25 protein-coding genes and 1 pseudogene are annotated in these 21,883 nt (G+C 36.6%); 21 read left to right on the top strand and 5 right to left on the bottom strand.

Annotation, left to right across the window (positions count from 1 at the left end; genetic code table 11):
• Positions 1-126 precede the first annotated feature (126 nt).
• The 3 genes from MHB48_RS10160 (at position 127) to cdaS (ending at position 3,124) form a co-directional block, all read left to right on the top strand.
• Positions 127-969 (top strand): ABC transporter permease subunit, encoded by an 843-nt coding sequence (locus tag MHB48_RS10160; protein ID WP_340920797.1) that lies wholly within the window; start codon positions 127-129, stop codon positions 967-969.
• Positions 966-1,994, top strand: a complete 1,029-nt coding sequence (locus MHB48_RS10155) for an ABC transporter permease subunit (protein WP_342597985.1) — start codon at positions 966-968, stop codon at positions 1,992-1,994. The genes MHB48_RS10160 and MHB48_RS10155 overlap by 4 nt, the downstream gene beginning before the upstream one ends.
• A 506-nt stretch (positions 1,995-2,500) precedes the next feature.
• Complete coding sequence (cdaS, locus tag MHB48_RS10150) at positions 2,501-3,124, top strand: sporulation-specific diadenylate cyclase CdaS (RefSeq protein WP_342597984.1); 624 nt, start codon at positions 2,501-2,503, stop codon at positions 3,122-3,124.
• A gap of 36 nt (positions 3,125-3,160) precedes the next feature.
• Here the strand turns inward: cdaS and MHB48_RS10145 are convergent.
• Positions 3,161-3,406: pseudogene (locus MHB48_RS10145) on the bottom strand (sporulation protein); the annotation flags it as partial.
• Positions 3,407-3,722: 316 nt separating this feature from the next.
• Between MHB48_RS10145 and MHB48_RS10140 the strand changes: the two are divergent.
• From MHB48_RS10140 to MHB48_RS10120, 5 genes are all read left to right on the top strand, one after another.
• Complete coding sequence (locus MHB48_RS10140) at positions 3,723-4,976, top strand: UV damage repair protein UvrX (RefSeq protein ID WP_342597983.1); 1,254 nt, start codon at positions 3,723-3,725, stop codon at positions 4,974-4,976.
• Positions 4,977-5,090: 114 nt separating this feature from the next.
• Complete coding sequence (locus tag MHB48_RS10135; protein WP_342597982.1) at positions 5,091-5,564, top strand: DinB family protein; 474 nt, start codon at positions 5,091-5,093, stop codon at positions 5,562-5,564.
• A 544-nt stretch (positions 5,565-6,108) separates the two neighbouring features.
• Complete coding sequence (locus MHB48_RS10130) at positions 6,109-6,552, top strand: GNAT family N-acetyltransferase (protein WP_342597981.1); 444 nt, start codon at positions 6,109-6,111, stop codon at positions 6,550-6,552.
• Complete coding sequence (locus tag MHB48_RS10125; protein ID WP_342597980.1) at positions 6,524-7,126, top strand: protein kinase; 603 nt, start codon at positions 6,524-6,526, stop codon at positions 7,124-7,126. The genes MHB48_RS10130 and MHB48_RS10125 overlap by 29 nt, the downstream gene beginning before the upstream one ends.
• Before the next feature lie 108 nt (positions 7,127-7,234).
• Positions 7,235-7,618 (top strand): YkvA family protein, encoded by a 384-nt coding sequence (locus MHB48_RS10120; RefSeq protein ID WP_342597979.1) that lies wholly within the window; start codon positions 7,235-7,237, stop codon positions 7,616-7,618.
• Positions 7,619-7,772: 154 nt separating this feature from the next.
• Here the strand turns inward: MHB48_RS10120 and MHB48_RS10115 are convergent, their stop codons facing one another.
• Positions 7,773-7,973: a cold-shock protein gene (locus tag MHB48_RS10115; protein WP_342597978.1), complete on the bottom strand. Its 201-nt coding sequence runs from the start codon at positions 7,971-7,973 to the stop codon at positions 7,773-7,775.
• A gap of 408 nt (positions 7,974-8,381) precedes the next feature.
• On the opposite strand from MHB48_RS10115, the gene MHB48_RS10110 reads away from it, so the two are divergent.
• On the top strand, positions 8,382-9,146 hold the full coding sequence (locus MHB48_RS10110) for a nucleotidyltransferase domain-containing protein (RefSeq protein ID WP_342597977.1): 765 nt from the start codon (positions 8,382-8,384) through the stop codon (positions 9,144-9,146).
• Between the two features lie 249 nt (positions 9,147-9,395).
• Positions 9,396-10,133, top strand: coding sequence for an alpha/beta fold hydrolase (locus tag MHB48_RS10105; protein WP_342597976.1), 738 nt, complete (start codon positions 9,396-9,398; stop codon positions 10,131-10,133).
• 127 nt (positions 10,134-10,260) lie between these two features.
• On the opposite strand, the gene serC is transcribed toward MHB48_RS10105, so the two are convergent.
• Entirely contained in the window at positions 10,261-11,358 is a 1,098-nt protein-coding gene (serC, locus tag MHB48_RS10100; RefSeq protein ID WP_342597975.1) for a 3-phosphoserine/phosphohydroxythreonine transaminase, read from the bottom strand.
• 332 nt (positions 11,359-11,690) lie between these two features.
• On the opposite strand from serC, the gene MHB48_RS10095 reads away from it, so the two are divergent.
• From MHB48_RS10095 to MHB48_RS10075, 5 genes are all read left to right on the top strand, one after another.
• The gene (locus tag MHB48_RS10095) at positions 11,691-13,448 is read left to right on the top strand and encodes an ABC transporter transmembrane domain-containing protein (protein WP_342597974.1); all 1,758 of its coding nucleotides are present in this window, start codon (positions 11,691-11,693) and stop codon (positions 13,446-13,448) included.
• Positions 13,445-15,229: an ABC transporter ATP-binding protein gene (locus MHB48_RS10090; protein ID WP_342597973.1), complete on the top strand. Its 1,785-nt coding sequence runs from the start codon at positions 13,445-13,447 to the stop codon at positions 15,227-15,229. Before MHB48_RS10095 ends, MHB48_RS10090 begins: the two co-directional genes overlap by 4 nt.
• Positions 15,230-15,413: 184 nt before the next feature.
• Positions 15,414-16,124: a cytochrome c biogenesis protein CcdA gene (locus tag MHB48_RS10085; RefSeq protein WP_342597972.1), complete on the top strand. Its 711-nt coding sequence runs from the start codon at positions 15,414-15,416 to the stop codon at positions 16,122-16,124.
• Between the two features lie 18 nt (positions 16,125-16,142).
• Positions 16,143-16,505 (top strand): response regulator, encoded by a 363-nt coding sequence (locus MHB48_RS10080; RefSeq protein WP_342601349.1) that lies wholly within the window; start codon positions 16,143-16,145, stop codon positions 16,503-16,505.
• A 45-nt stretch (positions 16,506-16,550) separates the two neighbouring features.
• Positions 16,551-17,039 (top strand): cytochrome c biogenesis protein CcdC, encoded by a 489-nt coding sequence (locus MHB48_RS10075; protein WP_342597971.1) that lies wholly within the window; start codon positions 16,551-16,553, stop codon positions 17,037-17,039.
• Between the two features lie 15 nt (positions 17,040-17,054).
• Here MHB48_RS10075 and MHB48_RS10070 read toward each other — a convergent pair whose 3' ends face one another.
• Positions 17,055-17,513, bottom strand: coding sequence for a DUF2621 domain-containing protein (locus tag MHB48_RS10070; protein ID WP_342601348.1), 459 nt, complete (start codon positions 17,511-17,513; stop codon positions 17,055-17,057).
• A 116-nt stretch (positions 17,514-17,629) separates the two neighbouring features.
• On the opposite strand from MHB48_RS10070, the gene MHB48_RS10065 reads away from it, so the two are divergent.
• The 4 genes from MHB48_RS10065 to MHB48_RS10050 all read left to right on the top strand — a co-directional run bounded on the left by MHB48_RS10065 (position 17,630) and on the right by MHB48_RS10050 (position 18,948).
• Positions 17,630-17,845 carry a DUF1659 domain-containing protein gene (locus tag MHB48_RS10065; RefSeq protein WP_342597970.1) on the top strand — a complete coding sequence of 72 codons (216 nt, stop codon included), beginning with the start codon at positions 17,630-17,632 and terminating at the stop codon, positions 17,843-17,845.
• 22 nt (positions 17,846-17,867) lie between these two features.
• The gene (locus tag MHB48_RS10060; protein ID WP_342597969.1) at positions 17,868-18,080 is read left to right on the top strand and encodes a DUF2922 domain-containing protein; all 213 of its coding nucleotides are present in this window, start codon (positions 17,868-17,870) and stop codon (positions 18,078-18,080) included.
• Positions 18,081-18,132: 52 nt separating this feature from the next.
• A complete protein-coding gene (locus MHB48_RS10055; RefSeq protein ID WP_342597968.1) occupies positions 18,133-18,255 on the top strand; it encodes a YvrJ family protein in 123 nt (40 codons plus the stop codon).
• Positions 18,256-18,357: 102 nt separating this feature from the next.
• Positions 18,358-18,948 carry an SCO family protein gene (locus MHB48_RS10050; RefSeq protein ID WP_340920753.1) on the top strand — a complete coding sequence of 197 codons (591 nt, stop codon included), beginning with the start codon at positions 18,358-18,360 and terminating at the stop codon, positions 18,946-18,948.
• 133 nt (positions 18,949-19,081) lie between these two features.
• Here the strand turns inward: MHB48_RS10050 and mscL are convergent, their stop codons facing one another.
• Complete coding sequence (gene mscL / locus MHB48_RS10045) at positions 19,082-19,459, bottom strand: large conductance mechanosensitive channel protein MscL (protein ID WP_342597967.1); 378 nt, start codon at positions 19,457-19,459, stop codon at positions 19,082-19,084.
• Positions 19,460-19,591: 132 nt separating this feature from the next.
• On the opposite strand from mscL, the gene MHB48_RS10040 reads away from it, so the two are divergent.
• Complete coding sequence (locus tag MHB48_RS10040) at positions 19,592-21,079, top strand: bifunctional diguanylate cyclase/phosphodiesterase (protein WP_342597966.1); 1,488 nt, start codon at positions 19,592-19,594, stop codon at positions 21,077-21,079.
• A 26-nt stretch (positions 21,080-21,105) separates the two neighbouring features.
• Positions 21,106-21,777 (top strand): lytic murein transglycosylase, encoded by a 672-nt coding sequence (locus MHB48_RS10035; RefSeq protein ID WP_342597965.1) that lies wholly within the window; start codon positions 21,106-21,108, stop codon positions 21,775-21,777.
• The last annotated feature ends 106 nt before the right edge of the window (positions 21,778-21,883 follow it).

Raw genomic sequence — 21,883 nt, 5'->3', positions numbered from 1 at the left:
TAATGGCTTGGAGACCCCCAATTCACTCCACACTAATTTTCGAATCTACTAAAAATTCTATATTTTTCATGAATTACTATGTTATGATAATTTCATCTTAATTTTTAGATAGTAGGGGGATTTTTTGTGAAAGGATTTTTGAATTGGGTGCTTCAATTAGTTGTCGCATTCGTCGGTATTTTGTTAATTAGTGGTTTGCCTATATTAATCACTGGTTTTCAGCACGGAGAATTTTGGTGGAAGGAATATGGACAGCATTTACTTGTTTTATTTCCTGTTGAGGATTTTCTCGACCAACATTACGGTAATCATATTGGAGCGTATATCATTTACTCACTTGAAATATTGTTTCTTGCACTTATCGTTGCGATTTTTTTGGCACTTCTATTTACGATTATGACGATGTTGTTTAAAGAACGAACAAGACAGCGAATTAAAACCTTCTTTTTCTTTTTGGAATCCTTCCCAGATATTTTAGTTATTTTACTTGTGCAGTTAACCGTAATTATGGTTCACAAAAATACGGGTATTTTCATTTCAAAGATTGCGGTGACCGGTGGAGAAAAGATTTATTTGCTGCCTGTTTTTTGTTTAATGATTTTGCCAATGATTCAGCTGTATCGTTTAAGCATGCTGACGTTTGAAGCAGAAGAAAGAAAGATGTATGTAGAACTTGCCAATTCTCTTGGTTTTAGTAAGTTGATTATTTTACTCATACATATTTTCCGAAATGCCATTATTAGTATATTTTTTCAATCGAAAAAGACAATGTGGTTTATGCTTTCGAATCTATTCATCTTAGAACGAATGTTCAATATGCCTGGTATTATGTTTCACTTAAGTAGTAACTTGTCAGGAGAGACGTTTTTAATTACTGTTTGTAGTTTTTTCTTACCTGTCTTCTTATTGTATAGCTTGGGTGAGTGGTACTTCCTACGACGGTTGAACCGGGGAGGTGCTGTTGGATGAAATCTGTTTGGAGGCAACCTTATTTTGTTTTCGGCTTCATCATTCTAGCATTCTTTTTAATAGGAAGCTTTGTTTTTGAATGGATTTTTGGACCGGATCCGAAACAAACGTATTTTCTGTATGAAAATGGTCGTGTAGTAGAGGCAGCTCCTTTGTCACCAAGTTGGATGCATCCATTTGGAACCGACCAGTACGGGTATGATATGCTTGCAAAAATTATGCTCGGTGCGAAGTATACGATTATAGCTGCAATGGGTGTTGCAGCAGTTCGTATGTTTATTGCAGTACCACTTGGATTTGCGATAGGGACGTATTGGCAAAAGAAACGTTCATTGATTAATAGCTTCATTGATCCACTTCATTATGTACCGATGACTATTTTTGCCTATCTGATGTTGTATCCCGTTTTATGGCAGCCAATGGAAGGGTTCTCCACGACTGTTTGGGAACGCATTGTTATTCAAGTGGTGTTAATGGCGATTATTACAGTGCCTATTGTTGCATCTTTAATTGGTAATGAAGCGAATTTACTATATCATCAGGAATATATTTTAGCTTCGAGAACGCTTGGTGCTAGTCGACGTCGAATTATTACCCGTCATCTATTTCCAATGATGCGTGAGAAATTATTTGTCTTATACGGTCAGCAGGTAGTGGAAACGTTGGTCGTGTTTACGCATTTAGGGCTTCTCCAATTATTTATTGGAGGAACGAAAGTTAGTTATGACCCGATGTTTGGGGATCCACCGAAATCGATTGCCTATGAATGGGCTGGACTTTTTGGTTCGTCGTTTCGTTATTTGCAAGGAGTTCCGTGGCTTCCGCTTGCTCCAGCTATCTGTTTCGCACTTCTCATCTTAGCAGTTGCTACAATGATTGAAGGGTATACGAGAGCAGTGAGTGGCCAAGTGAAAATTCCAAAGCGGAAGAGAGTCGCGTTTGTGTCGAATGATACAATCGAGTGGAATAAAAAGCAATTACATGAAAAAATGCAGCTTCTTCATAAGAATGAAACAAAACTGTAGGCATTTCGCCTACAGTTTTTTAAATTGGTTGCGGGTGTTTCTGAATTGGTCTCACTTATTATACAAATGGTTTTGTTCATCCGTTTATTTCTAATAAAAAACATTATTCACCAAAATAAATTCCTTTTATGCAGAGTAGATATGTATACGACCATTTATCGCTCACCCCGCGGAAAGCGTCCGCCTATAGCGGAAATCAACTATACTTTATTTCGCTTAAAATATATATTTCTTTAGTTTCCTTTGGTATTGTTCGTGTTTTTTATGTAAATTGGAATTTTGAAATTGATTCGTTTGAATATGCAAAATTCTTTGCAAGCTGTGCAATAACGGATTAGGCTTGTCCGTTCATGATGCATGCTTTTTGCGTGGATATGGATAAGGAGAAAACTCTTCCGAAAAAAGTATGTTTCACAAAGTTTTGGGGAAATTATTAAGGTATTATGCTCTACGGACGTATAAATAAGTTGTATAATTTTAACATTATTGAAAGAGGTGTTACTGCAATGCCCCAAGGAACATTTGACTTTTCACCACTAAAACAGCAATTAACACAAGGACTTGAAGATATTTCGTTTGAAATAAATAAAGGTTTAAAAACATTAGAAAAAGATAGCTATTGTGTTTTGGGTGAACTGAAGGAGCTCAAGGATAAATTTGAACAAGTAGAAATGGTGGCAGCGTCTTTTTATCTAAATAATTATTTGTCTCCCTTTACTGACAAATACTTGGATATATCTACTTGTATTCAACATCTCTCTCATCAAAGACATGGAGCATTAATTGTGATTGAGCGTGAAAATGAGGTGGATTCATTCATTCGAGGTGGTACTCCTATTGGTGCAACATTGACACATGCACTATTGGAATCCATTTTTTATCCTGGAAACCCACTTCATGATGGTGCTGTACTAGTAAGGGCGAATCAAATATTTTCCGCAGCAAATATTCTTCCCTTATCTAAGATAGGGTCGAATAAAAAGAAATTAGGTACCCGCCACCGAGCCGCATTAGGTTTAACAGAACAGAGTGATGCAATAGTTCTTGTTGTTTCTGAAGAGACAGGCATTATTTCTTTTGCAATAGACGGGAAACTCCAACCGATTAGTACTGCTAGCTCATTCGTTTGAACTTTTTAGTAACAGTACAAAAACTTGACTGTTTTATTAGTTATTAATCGTAAAGAAATTCGTTAAAAGCCAAACACCTTGTGGGAAAATAATTGATAATTGCCATGCACCTATTCCTTGTAAACCGTATTCACGAACTAATCTCATTTTTTTACTGATACTTCTTACATCTTCAAACCACACCTCATGTTGTTGTCCTTGTTCATTAATATCGAAAAATGGAGATTGATATTCCACTGAATATTGTATTGGTGCTTGGCACTTCATTGCAGTTTCCACTGCGATTTACCTATCCCCCAAAAATCGTAGAGATACATTTAGCTTCTACTTATTGTATATAAAGACTCCCTAGATTTTACGGCATGAATGATCATATTTTATCCTACTTTCCTCTTGTTATTAGCCAGTAAAGGTTTCTATTTACTTATTAGTAGTGATCAATAGGATATATTATGATGATTTCTTGTTTTACATATCTCAAAGAAATGTAGCTGTTTGGTTAGTGATTCTAATAAAAAACAATTATTTTCCATTGTATAAGAACTAGTGTTCGTAATATACTATAAGAACAAACGTTCCTGATGGAGGAGTAAATAATATGTACGAAGGGTTAGAAAATCGAAAAATTATATGCATTGATATGCGCAGCTTTTTCGCGAGCTGTGCAGCTGCGGACGCTGGGCTGGATGTGATGAATACACCAATTGCTGTGATTGGAAATTTAGAGCAAAAGGGGAGTATTGTACTTGCTGCTTCTCCCAGAATGAAAAAGGAATTTGGCGTGAAAACAGGAACTCGATTATTTGAAATACCAAATCATCCTTCCATTCGTTTAATCGAGCCCAAAATGGAGTTTTTTGTTCGAGTGTCCCTGGAAATTGTGCGCTACTTAAATCAATTCGTACCTAGTGAATCCATTCATGTGTACAGTGTGGACGAATGCTTTGCCGATTTAGGTGGAACGGAAAAGCTTTGGGGACCAATAGAAAAAACAATCAAACATATACAAGATGGGTTACATTATCAATTCCAATTGCCGTGTGCAGTTGGAATGGGACCAAATATGCTCATGGCTAAACTGGCGCTTGACCTAGAAGCGAAAAAAACTGGGTTTGCTAAGTGGACGTATGAAGATGTTCAAACAAAGCTATGGCCGGTCTCACCACTAAGTGATATGTGGGGTATTGGCTCTCGTTTAGAAAAAACATTAAATAATATGGGCATTTTTAGCGTAGGACAGCTAGCGAAGACACCCCTTGCGATGCTAGAAGAAAAGTTTGGTGTCATGGGAAATCAACTATATCATCATGCGTGGGGTATCGACTTATCCAAGCTTGGGGCACCCATTGTAGACGGACAGATTAGTTATGGAAAAGGGCAAATACTGTTTCGTGATTACTGCACGAAAAGAGAAGTGATGGCTGTTTTACTTGAAATGTGTGAGGACGTTGCTAGACGCGCGCGTGAAGCCGAAATGGTGGGAAGAACCATTCACCTTACGATTGGCTATAGTAAAGATGCATTTGGCGGAGGATTTAGTCGTTCGCGTTCCATTGATGAACCAACGAATGCAACGATGACACTCTATAAAGTATGCGAACAAATCTTTGACGAGTTTTATGACCGTCGACCCGTTCGAAGAATATCCATTTCCATCACCAATCTAGAACCCGAGCATTCGATGCAGCTAAGTTTGTTTGAAGATAATAAATGGAAAGAACGAAAATTAGGAAAAACAATGGATTACCTCCGAAGTAAGTATGGCTCTACTGCGATCTTGCGTGCAGTGTCCTATACAGAAGCTGGAACCGCCAGAAAACGTGCGGGCTTACTTGGAGGGCATAAAAAGTAAGTAGAAATTAAAGGGAAATGTAAAAGTTTATCGAAGTAAGAGAGGAGGGGAAAATAAGGTGATTGAATCCTTAGAAATCACTTAAATGGAAATGAAAGAAGAGGAGGGATTTAGTTGGAACAAACTATTTTTCAACACATGGAAACTGTACGAGGAATAACGGAGCAGTCCATTAAAAAAATATCAGAAGAGATTGCGAATATTGTACCAAAAGGATTTAATAATAACATTCACTGGAATTTTGGCCATATTGCATTCATACAAGAAAAACTCGTTTATGGAGTGTTAGGTGAACAGATGAGTCTACCCATTCAATATGAAGAATTTTTTAGTGCAGGAACGAAACCTTCTGAATGGAAAGGAACTCCTCCTTCATTAGCAGAGATTTCTTCGGTTTTATCCGAACAAAAATCAAGAATCAGACAATCCCATCAAGGAAATTTGCACAAAAAGCTGCCAACCCCATTTACAAACCGTGCAGGGATCACATTTAATACGGTTGGAGAAACATTTCTCTTTAGTTTTTACCATGAAGCACTGCATATAGAAACGATTAAAAGAATATATCAATCTATTTCTGTTAAATAAGTTTAATCTACGTGATAAACTTAATTTAGTAAGTGTCTTCTGAATACCTTCGAAGCAGTGGACCTAATTATAATAGAAAACTAAAACCGAACGTTCCGGACGATCGGTTTTTTTGTATAGTACTCCTCCATGTTAAAGATCAAAAGAGAATATATATATAAAAGAGTGAGAGGAACAAATATATTTGTAAATGATTTTAGAGGGAGTGATGGGTCTTGAATTACATTTTATTCCTTATTCTAATACTTTCTCTTATCATTTCTATTCTCGTTTCTATTTGGGTACTAAAAAAATGGAATAGATGGTGGGGGATGGTGACAGGATTTTTTATAAATACAGTATTATTAGGTGTAACGTCAGCGTTCCTATACAAGATAGACGCTCAAGTCTTTCTTAAAGAGACGAGTGGATTAGTTATAGTAATGCTTTTTATTCCGATAAATACTTGGATTAATTTCTTTATACTTGGATTTATAAGAAATAGAGAAGTAAGGCCCACGGATTCTAACATTCTGTAAGGAAATAATGCAAAGTAGGTGTATGCATGATAGAAATATGCGCGAGGTCAATAGCTTCATCCATAGAAGAATTATTATACTATGCCACTTCTAGCTATCGAGTTGTAGAAGAATACGATAAGTATCAACGTGAAGAAAGTAGAAAACTATATGCCCTAGAAGAAAACAAACACTTCATTGGCTGTATAGGGATCCATTTTACAGAAACTTATTGCTGTGAAATCAAGCATATCGCGGTGTCCCCATCTAAGAGAGGCCAAGGAATCGGGAAAAGAATGATTGCCTTTATTTTGGAGAGACATTCGCTCCAACGAATAGCCGCAGAAACCGATCTAGAAGCGGTGGAATTTTATAAAAGCTATGGATTCGATATCACAAGTTTAGGTGAGAAATATGCAGGAGTGGAGCGATTTTGGTGTGAATATAACAGGGGAGAGAATAATGATAATTACCGAGATAGTGGAAAATAAAGCAGTCATGTGTACGGAAGACCATTTTGTCGGCATTGGTTCAACAAGAAAAGTGTACAGGTGGAAAGATTATGTGGTAAAGGTGAATCTCCATAGCATAGGGCATCAACAATCCATAAGAGAGCTTGAAATATATGAGTATATGCAAGCAAATGGGTTTGGGGAACTTTTTGCTCCAACTTATTATGTAGATGAGGAAATTTGTATACAGCAATATTTCCCGGAATTGCCGATGATGGATCATCAAAGTAGATACGATATTCCTGAACAGTCTGATTTCCGGAAGTTTCCGAACAAATATAAGGAGTGCGTCGAACTGTTAGACGAAAAGTTCGATATATTCAACATAAAAGATAGCAGCAATTACGGGTTAAATGAGAAGAGTGAGCTGGTATTCATCGACTATGGCATGAGCAAAAAACTATATGAAGACGCTTGGGTCCCAGCTGCGGAAAATGGGGATGTTCCACAAATAGATGTTCTGGCTTGTGACAAGTGTGGGATTGTGAAAGAAATTCGAATGTACGGTGAGGCTGATTCGTTGGTACGGTGCCATTCCTGTGGGAAAGAGTAATACATAGAGAAACCATGAAAATACATACAATGATTTGACCTATAAGATCTAATTGGAACTCCGCGAGAGTGTAAATAAGAAAAATTAATGAAGTGAGGGTAAGCCAGGATGTGGAACAACATAAAACAGTGGGCAAAGAGGGTAAAGCGTTCTATTTTCATCTTATATTTAGCTTCTAAAGATAAACGAGTACCACTGTCAGCAAAATTGTTCACAGCCTTTATTGTCGCATATGCATTCAGTCCGATTGACCTCATCCCCGACTTTATCCCAGTACTCGGATACTTGGATGATGTCATTCTTCTGCCAATAGGCATTTATTTTGCTCTACGAATGATTCCAAAAAATGTTCTTGCTGAATGTGAATTAAAAGCAGCAGAGCTCATGAAGCAAGGTAAGCCGAAAAACTGGATTGCAGGGGGCATCATCCTTTTCCTTTGGGCAGCCATTGCAACGTGGATGATTTATTTAATTTACGGGATCATTAAATGAACAAACCAAAAGCAGTAGAAGTACCATATTTCACTTAGGTGAATAGTAAATTGATATCGAACACAGCAATGAACCCATTGCGAACAAATAAAACACCAACAAAAAGAGACACCCTTTATGGATGTCTCTAATTCATTAACCTAATTCCGAGGAATTAAAGTTTTGTAATGTTAACAGCTTGTGGTCCACGTTGACCGTCTTCCACTTCAAATTCCACTTTTTGACCTTCGTCAAGTGATTTGAAACCTTCACCTTGAATAGCTGAGAAGTGAGCGAATACGTCGTTTCCGCCTTCAACTTCGATAAATCCAAAACCTTTTTCTGCGTTAAACCATTTTACTGTACCTTGTGTCATGTAAAAAACCTCCAAATATAATGTTATAATAATATATAATTTCTTCAAAAGATAAAAAAATTCACATATTATAAAAAGTACCGAACGAACACGATTACTTTTTGTAATATGTGAATTCATGTTTCTATTTAAGCAATTTAATTATTATCCTAATAATACCTTGTGTTTATACATTTGTCAAACAAGGTGCGTAATAAGGAAAACAAGAGCAAAACAACAGGGTATGCAACGATGTTTTAAAAAAACTTATTATTCGTAGATTTTCTTCTAGAGCTAAAGGTGAGTTTACTGATGGAATAAAAAGGTGTTTTTTGGATTTATGTCGAAGCAATTTATATATGGGTGGTTATTTTATAGAGTAGGTACAAGCAGAATTATCGAATATAAAGAAGTTAAGGAGGAATCGCGATGATTTTAGATGATGCAATAGAGGCAATTGTAAATAGTCTTAAGCTGGACAAAAAGGTTCAAGCGATTTTTATAAAAGGCTCAATAGGGCGTGGCGAACAGGACGAGCATTCGGATATCGATTTGTATTGCTTAGTGAATGAGGAAGATGAAGAAGAATTCCTTGAAAGTAGGCTTCAACATTTAGAATCCTATAACCAATTACTATTTCATGATGATATCTTTATTGTGGCTCCACAGATTCTTGCGGTCTATGAAAATTTAGTGCATATTGACCTTTTTACAGTGACAGAAAATACATATATCGAAAAGGATTTTATGAAAGTCTTATACGATCCAAACTTTAAATTGGAGAAATACAAACAAACCCAAAACCTAAAATTATCTGACCATGAGTTTCAAGACGCGGTCGATGATGTCGCATGGTTCCTTTTCCAGTATAAAAAATCATCTGCTCGAGGAAATGATATATGGTCAGTTAGTATGCTACACCATGTCATGACACATCTATCAAAGATATTACTGCATCGCTATCATTCGGACAGAGCTCAATTGGGATTGAAAACATTGGAAATCTCCCTCCGCGAAGGAATCGTCCGGCAAGCAAAGCAGATTTACGAAAACATAACACCACAAAAACATAAACAGGCAGTCCAATTAATATGTGAACTACTATTCCATGAAACTGAATGGATTTTCTCTGAGGTAGCACACCCAGAAAAGATTAAGCCGTTGTGGGATCGAATGCTTACTTCATTCCTATAAAAGGAAAAAGATACGAATCGAGTTAATTTCATAAATAGTAATTTGTCATTAAAATACGAACAGTTATCACTTTGTTGATTGAAGCGGCAGGCGGCGACTCCAGCGGGATGAGTGAGACAGATAAGACATCACAAACGAAGCGTGAGCTGAGGTGATGGCTTATCGCTCACCCCGCGGAAAGCGTCCGCCTATAGCGAAAATCAACTATACTTTATTACATATAAGAGTGAAAAGGGAGGGATTCAAACAATGATGAAAATAGTACCTCCTAAGCCTTTTTACTATAAAGGTGGAGAGAAAGCCGTATTACTACTACATTCTTTTACAAGCAATACTATGGATGTAAAAAAGTTAGGGAAATATTTGCAAAAGAACAATTATTCTTGCTATGCACCATTATATAGTGGGCATGGTTTAACAGCAGAAGAACTCATCACATATAGTCCATCAGATTGGTGGCAGGATGTACTAAACGGTTACCAGCTATTGAAAGATGAAGGTTTTGAAAAAATAGCAGTGATTGGTCTTTCTCTTGGTGGCGTGTTTGCATTAAAAGCTGGACAAGAGTTGGACGTAAATGGTGTTGTGACAATGTCAGTACCAATACATAGGGAAGTTTCTGTACTACAAAAGCGTGTCTTCCATTACGCAAAAAGATATAAAAAACTTGAAGGGAAACAGGAAGAACAAATAAATTTAGAAATGAAACTTCTTCAAAATATGTCAATAGATTCATTAGTCGAGTTCCAACAGCTAATTGATGTAACAATGGATAATTTAGCTCTCATTACTTCCCCAATTAATATATTATATGGCGAACTAGATGAACCATTATATGCAGAGAGTGCAAAGGTTTTATTTCGAAGTGTTATGACGAATAAAAAAACAATGAAAGGATATCCGAACTCTACACATTTGATGACATTAGGAACCGACATTAACGACGTGAACAAAGACATTCTTACGTTCTTAAATGATTTGATTTAATAATTCAGAGGGCTTTAATTCATTTGAGAAAGCATAAAAATGTAACGAAATGGCGTCTCTGCATTTCTACAAATTGAAAAAGCCTTACCATTCAGAGGTGATTGAATGGTAAGGCTTTTCTAATGCATTAACTGTGTTTCTTTTGAAATTGAACCATGAAGTCGCCTAGTGCTTGGCATGCTTCTAATGGTACTGCATTATAAGTGGAAGCTCGGCAACCACCGACTGAGCGATGTCCATTTAATCCGACAAAACCAGCTTCTTCTGCTTCCGTTAAAAATAGTTTTTCTAATGTTTCATCCGCAACTCGGAATGTGATGTTCATCAATGAACGGCTTTCAGGTGTTGCATGTCCTGTGTAAAAACCATTGCTATGATCAATAGCATCATAGATGACTTTCGCTTTCTCCTCATTGTTTTTAGCAATTGCCTCTAATCCACCTTTTGCTTCCATCCAATTAAGTACTTCTCCTAGCATGTAAATACCGAATGTAGGTGGAGTGTTGTACAAGGAATTGTTATCTGCATGTGTGCTGTATTTTAAGATAGTTGGGATATCCATATTAGCTTTTTCAAGTAAATCTTTACGTACAATAACGACTGTTACACCAGATGGACCAAGGTTTTTCTGTGCTCCAGCATAGATCATGCCGAATTTATTGATATCAACTGGTTTAGACATAATATCACTAGACATATCTGCAATCAATGGAATATCACCTGTGTCAGGAAACGCTGACCACTGAGTTCCGTAAATTGTATTATTAGATGTTAGATGAATAAAAGCGTCGTCCTCATTAATTTGGATATCTTCTAATGCAGGAATGTTACGGTATTTGTTTTCTTTTGTACTTACTACCTCGTAAGGTTCGCCAAATAGTTTCGATTCTTTAAATGCTTTTTCTGACCAAGAGCCTGTCATGATATAACCCGCTTGTTGACCGACTTGTAAGAAATTCATTGGAATCATTGAAAATTGAAGGCTTGCTCCACCTTGAAGAAAAAGAACTTCATATTGATCTGGAATAGAAAAGAGTTTTCTCATGCGAGAGATTGCCCCGTTATGTATTTCTTCGAAAATTGCACTGCGATGACTCATCTCCATGATGGACATGCCTGTGCCACGGAAATTAGTTAGTTCTGATTGTGCTTTTTCTAGTACTTCTAGCGGAAGAGCAGAAGGACCTGCGTTAAAATTATATGCACGTAGATTTGCTTCATTCAAATTGAACACTCCTAATCTATGTAGATGGATTTTATTTTTCTATTATATACTGTTTTACACGTAAGACATTAAAATTCGCAAAATTTTTTTAAAAAGGTGAATAAAGTGTTAACAGGCATTAATTTAGAGGTGCTTTTACTCCCAGTTCAAACTCCAGGATATCTTCAAACATGAGAGAAGGTATTACTTTTTGGCAGCCCCTCTACATTTTATAGCTCATGTTTTGCCATAAAATATTTCAGATGCCGAATTATTTTGCTTTCGTATCTTTCGCAATGTTCAAACTTTTGCTAAAATAGTAAAGTCTTAATTTATATTGTGGAGGAAAAAAAGTGAGAGTATTTTTGGATTTAGGTTGGTTTTTTAAACAAAGGAAAAAGCAGTATTTAGTGGGGATTTTTATGCTTATGTTTGTAGCATTTTTACAGCTGCTCCCGCCAAAAATTATTGGGTTGGTCGTAGATGAAATCAGTCTCGGGACACTAACCGCTGGATTTTTAACTAAATGGCTTTCCATTTTAGCAGTGACCGCTATTGGTATGTACATTGTACGCTACTACTGGCGCATCATGATTTTTGGTTCAGCTATTTTTCTAGCAAGACAGTTAAGAGAAAGATTGTTTCATCATTTTACAAAAATGGCACCTTCGTTTTATCAAAAGAAGCGTGTAGGAGACCTAATGGCGCACGCAACGAATGATTTATCTGCTGTTCAACAAACGGCTGGTGCTGGAGTTTTAACACTCGTCGATTCTTTAACTACGGGTGGATTTGTTATTGCGGCTATGGCTATAACGATTAACTGGAAGCTGACGTTAATCGCATTAATTCCACTACCGTTAATGGCTATTTTAACAAGCTATTATGGGAAACTGTTACACCAGCGTTTTCGCTATGCACAAGAGGCGTTTTCCGACTTAAATGATAAAGCCCAAGAAAGTATTTCTGGAGTAAAAGTCATTAAAACGTTTGGACAGGAAAAAGAAGACACAGAGCACTTTGTAGCGCTTTCTCAAGAGGTTGTTGATAAAAATATGCGCGTAGCAAGAGTGGATTCTCTATTTGACCCAACGATTTCGTTAGTTGTTGGGATGTGTTTCTTCTTATCCATTGTGTTTGGAACTCGCTTTATTTTAGCTGAGGAAATGTCCATTGGGGATTTATTTGCTTTTACATCGTATCTAGGCCTACTCGTTTGGCCAATGCTAGCTTTCGGTTGGCTATTTAACATTGTGGAACGCGGTCGTGCTTCCTATGACCGTATCAATAATTTATTAGATGAAGAAGTTGAAATTGACGACAAGGTAGGAGCACTTGATGAAAAGCCAGAAGGCGATATTCAATTTCATTTGGATGAATTTAAATTTCCTGGTGATGAGCGATTAGCTTTGCATAATGTTCATTTCACGCTTAAACGTGGCGAAACTTTAGGAATAGTCGGAAAAACTGGTGCTGGTAAAACTGCCATCTTGAAATTATTAATGAGGGAATTTGAAGGGTATAAAGGGGAAATTGTCTACGGAAGTCATACAATTGACGCCTATAAAAAGCGCAGCTTACGTGAAGCAATAGGGTATGTGCCACAGGATCATTTCCTATTTTCAACAACGGTAGCTGGTAATATTGCTTTTGCAAATGCAGGAGCCACGATGGAGCAGGTGCAGAAAGCAGCGAAACTTGCATCTATTCATGATGACATTTTGCAGTTCACGGATGGGTATAAAACCGTTGTCGGAGAACGCGGAGTATCATTATCAGGTGGACAAAAACAACGTATTTCCATAGCCCGTGCACTAATGATGGAGCCCGAGTTACTTATTCTTGATGACTCACTATCGGCGGTTGACGCACGTACAGAAGAAGCAATCTTAGAGGCTTTAAAAGAAAACCGTACGGATGAAACAACGATTATTACGTCCCACCGCTTAAGTGCAATTCAACATGCTCATCAAATAATCGTTATGAGTGAAGGTACAATTATCGAAAAAGGCTCGCATGAAGCATTAATGGATTTAAAAGGGATGTATTACGAAATGTATCAATTACAGCAACTTGAAACAATAGTGGAAAAGGGGGGCGAAGCATTATGAATGAAAAACAGCCTCAGATAACTGGTAAGGAGCAGTGGCAAATTCTCAAACGACTGCTCACCTACTTAAAGCCACATAAAAAAGTTATTTCCATTGCGTTAATTTTACTAATTATTACGGTGATAGGGGATATTCTCGGTCCGTATTTGATTAAAACGTTTATGGACGATTATTTAACACCACGAAATTTTCCAACAGGCCCATTAGTAGGTTTAGCGCTTGGATACATTTTCATCCAAGTTGGAAATGTCATCGTAAGTTATTTTCAATTGATGAAGTTTCAGGAAATTGCACTGAAAATTATTCAACAAATGCGTATCGATGTTTTTACAAAGGTGCACAAGCTTGGAATGCGTTATTTTGATAAGACGCCGGCGGGAAGTATCGTGTCACGTGTCACTAATGATACAGAAGCGATTAAAGATATGTTCGTTAGTGTGTTAGTAGGATTTGTGCAAAGTGGATTTTTAATAATTGGTGTCTACATTGCTATGTTCATTTTAAACGTGAAATTGGCGTTACTAGCGACGGTTTTATTGCCAATCATGTTTATGGTTATTCGAACATATAGAAAGTATAGTTCTGTTGTTTACCAAGATTTGCGTGAACGACTGAGTCAATTAAATGCGAAACTTGCGGAATCGCTACAAGGGATGACCATGATTCAAGCATTCAGGCAAGAAGATCGTCTGCAAGACGAATTCAATGAAATTAATGATACTCACTGGAAGGCAGGAAGACGAAATATTAAGCTCGATAGTCTATTGCTTCGCCCAGCAATCGATTTGGTTTACGCGCTTGCAATTATTATGGTGCTTAGCTATTTTGGTATTACATCGATGAACAATGTGGTAGAGGTTGGGGTCATTTATGCATTTGTTACCTATATTGATCGCTTCTTTGAGCCAATAAATCAAGTGATGCAGCGACTATCCATCTTCCAGCAAGCAATTGTTGCCGCTTCTCGGGTATTCAAGTTACTGGATGAAACAGATTTAGCTCCTAATCAAAACAATGTAGTAGATGCTAAAATTGATCAAGGGAAAATTGAATTTCAAAATGTGACGTTTTCGTATGATGGAAGAACGGATGTGTTAAAAAATATTTCGTTTACTGCAGAGCCAGGTCAAACGGTTGCATTAGTAGGCCATACGGGTAGCGGGAAAAGTTCGATTATTAACTTGCTTATGCGTTTTTATGAATTCGAGCAAGGCGATATTAAAATTGATGGACAATCCGTAAAAGATTTTGAGACAAAGGAAATTCGAGAAAAAGTGGGGCTCGTTCTACAAGATCCGTTTTTATTCTACGGGGATATCGAAAGCAATATACGATTACACGCGAAAGATATGACAGATGAAGAAGTACGAGCAGCAGCGGAATTTGTGCAAGCGAACAATTTTATCGAAAAACTACCGGAAACGTACAAGCAAAAAGTAACAGAGAGAGGCTCAACTTTCTCTAGCGGGCAAAGACAGCTTGTTGCGTTTGCACGTACAATAGCTACTAATCCGAAAATCTTAGTCTTAGATGAAGCAACGGCAAATATTGATACCGAAACTGAAGTAGCGATTCAAAGTAGTTTAGAGAAAATGAGACAGGGCCGTACAACGATTGCCATTGCCCATCGTTTGAGTACCATTCAAGATGCGGAACTCATCCTCGTTTTACATCACGGAGAAATCGTCGAGCGAGGCACACATCAGGAATTACTAAACGAAAAAGGCTTATACCATAAGATGTACTTATTGCAGAACAGCGTCGTCGAAGTAATTGCTTAACATTGCTATAACTTATATTTATCACATGTAAACCATTCAGTTTTTAAGATGTGTGCGCAATTACCAGTATACAAGGCGTAGTTTATAAGATAAAAAGATTCGAAAAGCTGTCACAAGCATTAGTAGAGTCAAAATGCCAAAAATTTGATACGATAGGGACAGTAATTCGGAAAGGAAGACTGCCGTGAGTACAGATATAAACTTGCTACTGGCGTTTGGTGCAGGGTTTCTAAGTTTTATTTCCCCTTGTACGCTACCATTATATCCTGCATTTTTATCTTATATAACAGGAATGTCGCTAGAAGAAATTAAAACAGATAAAAAGTTAATGCAAAAAAGAGGAATGCTTCATACATTATTCTTCTTATTAGGGTTTTCTATTATTTTTGTTGCATTAGGGTTTGCAACATCTTTAGTTGGGACATTCTTTATTCAATACGACGATTTAATTCGTCAAGTTGGCGCAATTTTCATTATTGTGTTTGGACTAATTGTGGTAGGTGTATTTAAACCTGAATTCCTCATGAAAGAAAAACGTTTGGAGTTTAAAAATCGTCCATCTGGCTTTTTTGGAACAACATTAATCGGAATGGCATTTGCAGCTGGTTGGCAACCTTGTACAGGTCCGATTTTAGCTGCTGTATTAGTAATGGCAGGAGCAAATCCAGGAGCAGGCGTATGGTATATGCTTGCATATGTATTAGGTTTCGCTATTCCATTTTTCGTGTTATCATTCTTTGTGACACGACTGAATTGGATTCGTAAAAATAGCAATTTGATCGTGAAGATTGGTGGATACTTTATGATCGCCCTTGGTGTTCTATTATTTTTTGATGGGCTATCATTTATTATTCGTATGTTAAGTCCGTTTTTTGGAGACTTTACTGGATTTTAATTGGAGGGAGTCATGACTATGCCCACAGTATTAGTAGTGGATGATGCAGTTTTCATGCGTTCCACAATTAAGAGAATGCTTGAAAATCAACAGTTTGAGGTAGTTGGCGAAGCAAGCAATGGACTAGAAGCAATTGATATGTATAGAAAACTATTACCTGATGTAGTGACTATGGATATTACCATGCCACGTATGACAGGAATCGAGGCCGTGAAAGCAATTATTGCTGAGTACCCAGATGCGAAAATTGTCATGGTCACGGCTCTTGGTCAGCAAAAGCTTATTGTAGACGCACTTGAGTATGGAGCGAAAGATTTTATTACTAAACCATTTGACCCTGATCAAATTGTGCATGTTTTACAAAATGTTACTTCTGACTAGGAATAACCGGTCTAAAAATAGAAATAAAAGATATGGAGAATACGTATGTTTGAAAAAATTCCACCTAATGTAATGATTATTGCAACTACTATCATGGCAATTGGAATGGGAATTGTCGTCACGACTTTAAGAGCAAAAGCTGCAAAGCACCCTGCTAGCGTCAAAAAAATCCTATTACCACCGGTATTCATGTCTACAGGTGCAGTAATGTTTGTATTTCCGTTTTTCCGTGTAACGGGAGCGCAATTTTTAGAAGCAATTGGAGTCGGGATATTATTTTCAGTAGTTCTTATTTGGACATCCAAATTTGAGCGAAAAGATGGAAACATTTATTTGAAACAATCGAAAGCGTTTGTTTTTATATTAATTGGATTGTTAATCATCCGAGTAATAGGGAAAATTGTACTGAGCTCAACTATTGATGTTGGAGCACTTAGTGGAATGTTTTGGATTTTAGCATTCGGGATGATTGTTCCATGGAGAATTGCAATGTATTTACAATTTAAAAAAATACAAAAAGAAGTAACTGAATAATAAAAGCGAGCACCTTTACAGGGTGCTCGCTTTTTTGTCTTCCGATAAAGCAAAGTATTTATTGTACGGTATAACGTCAATATTTAATTCTGCTAGTTTCTTGCGTAAAAACTTATGGTCACGCTTTGGAGTCGCTATGATGTATCCACGGATTAATAGCTCTCGTGTAATAGATGTCGCTTCTTCTTCGAGTGCCAACTGTCCAATTTTCCCCGCTATTTTTTGTTTCGCAACAGGTCTAAACAATTCTGGAACAGGACTCACTAACTCGTTTAATAGACCTTTTTGTTCCTCATTCCATAAATGAATAGTCTTGTCGACATAATAATCTTGCCAATCTAAATCCGATTTACCGTCTTCTTTTGGCATTGATTTTAAAAACTTACGGAACATAAAGAAGCCGCCAATTCCCATCAATGTAACTAGTACTACTACCCAAAAGAGTATAAACCATAAAAACCAACCTTCTAACAATCTATTCACCTCATTCTCCTACTCTTTAGTATAAGTTGTTCTGAAAAATATTTCACCTTGAATGTATCCTTTCTATCAAAAAATTTCTATCTAGTAGTTGAAAGGAGGTGATACATATGGCGAACCTGGAACATAAACAAGCAGTTTTAAAACTAATTTTCGAAGGTGAGGTAACAGGAGACGGAAAGATGAAAACAAAGTCGAAATCGTACCGTAATGTCCAAGGAGCTGCAACAGCAGATCAATTAGAAACAGTTGCACTTACAATCTCAGGCTTTACTAACAGTGTGTACATTGGTGCTGAAAAAATCGAAACATCGAATTTAAACTAATTAAAATGAAGGAGGAACAGACATGGCGAAAACTTTACAATTACAATTTGGAACAACTGCCGGGAAGAGCGTTATGTTAACGGTTGAGGAACCAAAGGATTCGTTGACGCGCGATGAAATAGAAACTGGTATGGAAGTAATCATTACTAGTAATGTGTTTCAAGTGGATGGAGCAGCACTTACATCCATAAAAAGTGCAAAAGTAGTAGAACGAAATATAAGTGAAATTATTTAAGAATTGAGACTCTCCAATAATTGGAGAGTCTTTTTAAAAGGATGTGATTTAAATGGAGCAGTGGCTTTCTATCATTCAAGATGTGGGCTTTCCAATATTCGTGTCATTTTATCTAATGCACCGTGTGGAAAGCAAACTGGAAGAAATTAAAAATGCACTGTTGTCTCTAAAATAAAATCTAGTCACAAAACTGTTGAATTCTAAGAGGCTATCTAGTTGAAGGATCAAACTTGTTTCGATAAGATAAGGCTATGAAGAGAAAAAGAGAGGTCTCAATATGAAAAAATTATTTGCAATGCTAGCAATAGCATTAGTAGTTCTCGCAGGTTGTGGCAGCAGTGGAAATTTTGAAGCCCAAACAAATTGGGAAATAGAAGATTTTACGTATGATAACCAACGTGGGGAAGAAGTTTCTTTAGAAAGCTTAAAAGGGCAGGTTTGGTTAGCTACATTTATTTTCACAAATTGTGAGACAGTATGTCCGCCAATGACTTATAATATGAGCGATATTCAAAGCATGTTAAAAGAAAAAGGTGTCGAAGATTATAAAATTGTGGAATTTAGCGTAGATCCAGAAGTAGATACACCAGAAAAACTTCAAGAGTATATCGGAAACTACGATGTAGTGGACGAAAGCAAATGGGAACTTTTAACCGGCTACACGCAAGAGCATATTTCACAATTTGCTCAAAAGTCATTTAAAACATTAGTAAAGAATGATCCTAATTCAAACCAAGTCATTCATGGAGTATCTTTTTACTTAGTAGATCAAAATGGTGTTGTGGTGAAAAGTTATAACGGGAACACAGATGTTCCTAAAGAAGAAATCGTTATGGACGTAGAAACATTAATAGAAGACGGTAAATAAATGAAAAGCCTATCCTCGGTTAAAATAATCGGGAACAGGCTTTTTTTTCATAAAATGGATGAATGGGAATAATTCAAATTTTTTTAAAAAACCGCAAGTGTATGGACCTGCAAAGTCCTTACATTTATGGTTTTTACATGTTATTTTGCTTTTTCAGTAAGTCTCTAATCTCTTCCAGTAATGCTTCTTTTGCATCTACCGTGGGCGTCTCCTCAATTACCTCCACAACTTCTTCTTTTCGTTTAAATTTAGACAATAGTCGAATAAACAAGAAAATAGAAAATGCGATTACGATAAAATCAAACACGGATTGAATAAAATTACCGTATAATATTTTCTTGTAAGCTAAAGTAGTAAAATCTACTCCATTAAGGAGAATGCCGACAATAGGCATAATGATGTTTTCCACTAATGATGTCACAATTTTGCCAAATGCTGCTCCAATGACAACAGCTACCGCTAAGTCTAGTACATTCCCTTTAAACGCAAACTCTTTAAAGTCTTTCCACAAATGCGCTCACCTCCATAAAGTCATACTACAAAAAAGTAAAGCGATTGTATAGCGAATATTTAAATTTTACTCTACTGTTTATAGACAAATTATGCTATTGTTTTCTTAGAGATATAGATGGGTGGTGTACGTGTGTCTTTAAAGAAAACTTATCGAAATATATCGTTTCGTATCGTTATTATTTACGCCGTTACTAGTCTATTATGGTTTCTATTTTCAGACACATTATTTCAATATTTCCCAGATGGAAACACAACTGCGGATATAAAGAGCTATATTTTTATTGCTTTAAGTGCACTTTTACTTCTGTATTTAATGAAACAATTATGGAGCGCCCAAAATGACTTGTTATTGAAAGAATATGAAGATGATTTAACTGGCCTACAAAATAGAAGTTCTTTACAGACTACCCTATCCGATTTTATTTCCAATAAAGAAAAATTTCACTTACTTTTTATAGATTTTGACCGCTTTAAAATGATCAATGACTTATACGGGCATGAGAGCGGAGACTCCGTCTTAATTCAAGTGTCCAATCGACTGCGCACTAATCAGTATATTAAGCCTCAAGATGTAGTTGCACGGTGGGTTGCTGATGAATTTATTATCTTATTGAAAAATAGAACAGATGATGAAATAGCAATATTTATCGATGATGTTTTTTCGGATTCTGCAGTACCTTTACAAATTTACGGAAAAGAGATTATTAATTCCATTAGTATAGGATCCGTTCAATATCCCCATGATTCGACAGTAGCCTCTGAACTATTAAGATTTGCGGAAATAGCGGCAGAGGAAGCCAAGAAATCAGTGGGATCAACCCATGTACCTTATCGAAAACATTTGTCTGACCTAGCAAATAGGGAGCTGTATTTAGAGGAAGGCTTAAAGGATGCATTGGAAAATAACGAATTGCTACTAAATTTTCAACCGCAAATATTAACAAATACACAGGAAATCATTGGATTGGAATCGCTCATTCGTTGGAAGCATGACGATCAATTTATTTCACCTGGAGAGTTTATTCCTATTGCTGAAAAAAGTGGACTTATTATTAAAATTGGTGACTTTGTATTGCGCGAAACATGCAAGCAAATCCCCATAATTGAAGAAGTAATTAATAAGGAATTACTATTTAGTGTCAATGTATCTGCTAGACAATTTTACCAAATGGATTATATTGCACGGACAAAGGAAATACTAGAAGAAACGAATATCCATCCAAGTAAAATTGTATTGGAGATCACTGAGTCGATTATCATGGAATACACAGACTTTGTTATTGAATCCTTGCAAGAATTGAAGGACTTAGGATTTCAAATTGCCATTGATGATTTTGGAACGGGTTATTCATCGTTCAAGTATTTAGAACTCCTTCCAGTAAATATGATTAAAATTGATCAAAGCTTCACACAATCTATTCATAATGTTCGGACAAAAGCAATTGTGCAATCCATTATTTCACTTGGACATAACTTAAAACTAAAAATATTAGCAGAAGGTGTCGAAAATGTTCTTCAAGTAAATTGTTTAAAAGAATTAGATTGTCATTACTTACAAGGTTATTTTTTTAGTAAACCATTGTCAGTTGAAAATCTGTTAATCGAATACAAAAAGTAATAAATGGAATAGGTGAACAATGTAGTATGAAATCAACAAATAATAAGTCGTACAAAACAAAGCTTTGGATAATTATATTGCTTCTTCCCTTTACTATTACCGTGTATATATTAGCGATTATAGGCTGGCATGAGCTTCAAAAAATACCGGCTGTCCAGGAATGGGCAGAAGCTATCCAGGAAAGCAAGTATAAACTTGATGTACCAAAAGAATACATTGCCATTTACAAGAATGCAGAAGAGCAATACGGAGTTCCATGGACATTGCTTGCAGCTCACCACCGTATTGAAACAAGATTTTCAACAATGGATCCGCTTCTTTCTCCTGTTGGAGCAGAAGGGCATATGCAATTCATGCCCTGTACGTTCGTCGGTTGGTCGCATCCTAGCTGTAGTGGGCTTGGTGTAGGAGACATACCAGAAAAAGATAAAGTGAACCCTGACATCATCGCTCAGTACGGAGGGTATGGAGTTGATGCAAATGGCGATGGGAAAGCCGATCCTTATGACTTAGAGGATGCTATTTATAGTGCAGCTAACTATTTGGCCGCTAGTGGCGCAGCAGATGGAGAGATAGAAAAAGCTATATTCAATTATAATCACAGCGATAAATATGTTAAAGACGTGCTTCATTTTTATCATTTATACGAAAACCAACTAGAAGCAATTCAAGCAGTAACAGCGAAGAAAACAGAATAAAAGGGGCTGTCCAATAAGCCCATAAATTGAAGCAGGTGTAGAAAAACGAGTCTTTTTCTACACCTGTTTTTTGTAGGGAATTGATAGTAGTGAAAGACGGCGACTC

Origin of the sequence: Psychrobacillus sp. FSL H8-0483 (assembly GCF_038637725.1) — a bacterium.
In the GTDB taxonomy this organism is placed as follows: domain Bacteria; phylum Bacillota; class Bacilli; order Bacillales_A; family Planococcaceae; genus Psychrobacillus.
Note: the sequence above shows the minus strand (reverse complement) of the source record. Positions and strands in the feature narration are given on the sequence as shown.

Bases quoted from the DNA above. Each gene is read 5' to 3' on its own strand.
- MHB48_RS10155 (WP_342597985.1), top strand. From the start codon at position 966: ATGAAATCTGTTTGGAGGCAACCTTATTTTGTTTTCGGCTTCATCATT.
- cdaS (WP_342597984.1), top strand. From the start codon at position 2,501: ATGCCCCAAGGAACATTTGACTTTTCACCACTAAAACAGCAATTAACA.
- MHB48_RS10090 (WP_342597973.1), top strand. From the start codon at position 13,445: ATGAATGAAAAACAGCCTCAGATAACTGGTAAGGAGCAGTGGCAAATT.
- MHB48_RS10115 (WP_342597978.1), bottom strand. From the start codon at position 7,973: ATGACACAAGGTACAGTAAAATGGTTTAACGCAGAAAAAGGTTTTGGA.
- MHB48_RS10035 (WP_342597965.1), top strand. From the start codon at position 21,106: ATGAAATCAACAAATAATAAGTCGTACAAAACAAAGCTTTGGATAATT.
- MHB48_RS10110 (WP_342597977.1), top strand. From the start codon at position 8,382: ATGATTTTAGATGATGCAATAGAGGCAATTGTAAATAGTCTTAAGCTG.
- MHB48_RS10075 (WP_342597971.1), top strand. From the start codon at position 16,551: ATGTTTGAAAAAATTCCACCTAATGTAATGATTATTGCAACTACTATC.
- MHB48_RS10055 (WP_342597968.1), top strand. From the start codon at position 18,133: ATGGAGCAGTGGCTTTCTATCATTCAAGATGTGGGCTTTCCAATATTC.
- MHB48_RS10080 (WP_342601349.1), top strand. From the start codon at position 16,143: ATGCCCACAGTATTAGTAGTGGATGATGCAGTTTTCATGCGTTCCACA.
- MHB48_RS10105 (WP_342597976.1), top strand. From the start codon at position 9,396: ATGATGAAAATAGTACCTCCTAAGCCTTTTTACTATAAAGGTGGAGAG.
- MHB48_RS10125 (WP_342597980.1), top strand. From the start codon at position 6,524: ATGATAATTACCGAGATAGTGGAAAATAAAGCAGTCATGTGTACGGAA.
- MHB48_RS10060 (WP_342597969.1), top strand. From the start codon at position 17,868: ATGGCGAAAACTTTACAATTACAATTTGGAACAACTGCCGGGAAGAGC.
- MHB48_RS10120 (WP_342597979.1), top strand. From the start codon at position 7,235: ATGTGGAACAACATAAAACAGTGGGCAAAGAGGGTAAAGCGTTCTATT.
- MHB48_RS10065 (WP_342597970.1), top strand. From the start codon at position 17,630: ATGGCGAACCTGGAACATAAACAAGCAGTTTTAAAACTAATTTTCGAA.
- MHB48_RS10130 (WP_342597981.1), top strand. From the start codon at position 6,109: ATGATAGAAATATGCGCGAGGTCAATAGCTTCATCCATAGAAGAATTA.
- MHB48_RS10050 (WP_340920753.1), top strand. From the start codon at position 18,358: ATGAAAAAATTATTTGCAATGCTAGCAATAGCATTAGTAGTTCTCGCA.
- MHB48_RS10140 (WP_342597983.1), top strand. From the start codon at position 3,723: ATGTACGAAGGGTTAGAAAATCGAAAAATTATATGCATTGATATGCGC.